This window comes from Pseudomonas sp. FSL R10-0399, from assembly GCF_009600165.1.
GTDB classification, from domain to species: Bacteria; Pseudomonadota; Gammaproteobacteria; order Pseudomonadales; family Pseudomonadaceae; genus Aquipseudomonas; species Aquipseudomonas helleri.
Genome location: NZ_WIWK01000232.1, coordinates 1 through 2,062 on the forward strand (window position 1 = coordinate 1; position 2,062 = coordinate 2,062).

Sequence of the window (2,062 nt, forward strand, 5' to 3'; positions counted from 1 at the left end):
TCGGTACTCAGGTGGTTGTATTGGGTAGACATGGCAACACCTTACATGAGGTGTTGCACTTGCTCCTTGAGACCGCCAAATCCTGTTGCCCAATCGCTATATTCCGAAAGATATTCCCAGTGAAGATGAAGACTGGCTAAACGTATTTGTTTATTTGGACAGCGCTGACAAGTTAATTGCCACCACTGAAAAACCAAAAGTTCAAGTCGGTGAGTTTGCCAGTCTTAAAGTCGTCGAAATTAATAGCATCGGTGTTTTCCTTGATTGGGGCCTGCCGAAAGATTTGCTGTTGCCGTATTCCGAAGAAAAACGCCAGATGACCGCTGGAGAATATGTGGTTGTGCACGTTTACCTGGACAAGCACACACGCCGCATCACCGCCACGGCCCGCCTGGACCGCTACCTGGACAAAACCCCGGCCAACTACCAGGTGGGCCAGGAAGTTGATCTGCTGGTGGCTGAGGCCACGGACATGGGCTTTAAAGCCGTGATCAACAACAAGCACTGGGGCTTGATCCACAAGAACGAAGTGTTCAAGTTCCTGCGTGCGGGCAAGCAAGAGAAAGGCTATATCAAGGAAGTTCGTGCCGACGGCAAGATCAGCCTGAGTTTGCAGCCAGTCGGTCAGGAGGCATCCAGCAGCCTGAACTCGAAGATCCTCAGCAAGTTGCGTGAAAACAACGGGGTATTGCCGGTCAGTGATAAAAGTGCACCCGAGCAGATCAGCAACCTGTTTGGCGTCAGCAAGGGCAACTTCAAGAAGGCCATTGGTGCGCTCTACAAGGAAGGCAAGATTGTGATCCACGCAGACCGTATCGAACTGGTTTAAGCCAGCGGCCTGCGCTGTTTTTATCTTTTGGGTGTGGCTATGAGTGGTTCGCGGCGAGCAACGGATGCTTTTGCACTGCAAGTCATGCTGGGGCTGTGCCTGATCTGGGGTGTCCAGCAGGTGCTGATCAAAGTAGCTGCACCTGATATTTCCCCGATCATGCAGGCCATGGCCCGCTCGGGCATCTCGGCGCTGCTGGTGGGGCTGGTGATTTGCTGGAAGGGTGGCTGGGACCAGGTGCCATCCACTTGGCGCGGCGGACTGCTCGCAGGCAGTTTGTTTGGCCTGGAGTTTTTCTTTATCGCGCAGGGGCTGCACCTGACCAGCGCGGCGCACATGTCGGTGTTCCTCTATACCGCGCCGATCTTTACTGCGCTTGGAGTGAACTGGCTGTTGCCCAGTGAGCGTCTGCGGCCGCTGCAGTGGCTGGGGATCTTCCTCGCGTTTCTGGGCATTGCATTCTCCTTTGCCGGCGGCATGTCGTTCGCAGACATGGACCCCGACGTTTTGCTTGGCGATGCCTACGGCGTGCTGGCGGGCATGGCCTGGGGCGTCACCACTGTGGTGGTGCGCGGCTCCAGGCTCTCTGAGGCACCGGTCACGCTGACCCTGTTTTACCAGTTGATCGTGGGCTTTATCGGCCTGCTGGTGATTGCCCTTGCCACGGGACAAATCACCCACTTCAGCTTCACCGGGCTGGCCATTGGCAGCGTCTTGTTTCAGGGCCTGGTGGTGTCTTTTTTCAGCTACCTGATGTGGTTTTGGCTGCTCAAGCGTTACCTGGCCTCCAATCTGGCCGTGTTTTCGTTTATGACGCCTCTGTTCGGGGTGACCTTTGGCGTGTTGATACTGGATGAGCCATTAAGCTTCAACTTCGCCGTGGGCGCGGTGCTGGTGCTGCTAGGTATCACTTTTGTCAGCGCGGAGCAGTGGGTGCGTCGCAAGGTGCGCGCACTGCTACAAAATTAACCAGTTGCAAGGCCAGTACCCCGGCCAGCACCAGGCCGCTGGCCGCGATGATCAGCGCCGGGTGCAAGCCGCCACTGAAATGGCTGCTGACGGCTGCCAGCAAAGGCCCGCCCAGTTGGCCGACGGCAAAACAGGCGGTGAGCAAGGCAGCGTTGCGCTGAGTGGCGTGGGGGGCGATGTCCCGCGAGCTTTGCATCACCAGCGGCATGCAGGCCAGGAACGGCGTGCCGCATAAAATCACCCCCAGCGCCAGGCCCGCACTAC

General features: G+C 57.1%; 2 protein-coding genes and 1 pseudogene. 2 read left to right on the top strand and 1 reads right to left on the bottom strand.

Features of this window, described 5'->3' with window-relative positions; translation table 11 throughout:
- Nucleotides 1-70: 70 nt before the first annotated feature.
- Nucleotides 71-829: pseudogene (locus GHO41_RS29080) on the top strand (S1 RNA-binding domain-containing protein); the annotation flags it as partial.
- A gap of 39 nt (nt 830-868) precedes the next feature.
- On the top strand, nt 869-1,798 hold the full coding sequence (locus tag GHO41_RS29085) for a DMT family transporter (RefSeq protein ID WP_153335078.1): 930 nt from the start codon (nt 869-871) through the stop codon (nt 1,796-1,798).
- On the opposite strand, the gene GHO41_RS29090 is transcribed toward GHO41_RS29085, so the two are convergent.
- Nucleotides 1,746-2,062: YbfB/YjiJ family MFS transporter (locus GHO41_RS29090; RefSeq protein ID WP_153435330.1), on the bottom strand; the 317-nt coding region annotated here is incomplete at its 5' end. The two genes, GHO41_RS29085 and GHO41_RS29090, sit on opposite strands and share 53 nt — an antisense overlap.

Bases quoted from the DNA above. Each gene is read 5' to 3' on its own strand.
- GHO41_RS29085 (WP_153335078.1), top strand. From the start codon at position 869: ATGAGTGGTTCGCGGCGAGCAACGGATGCTTTTGCACTGCAAGTCATG.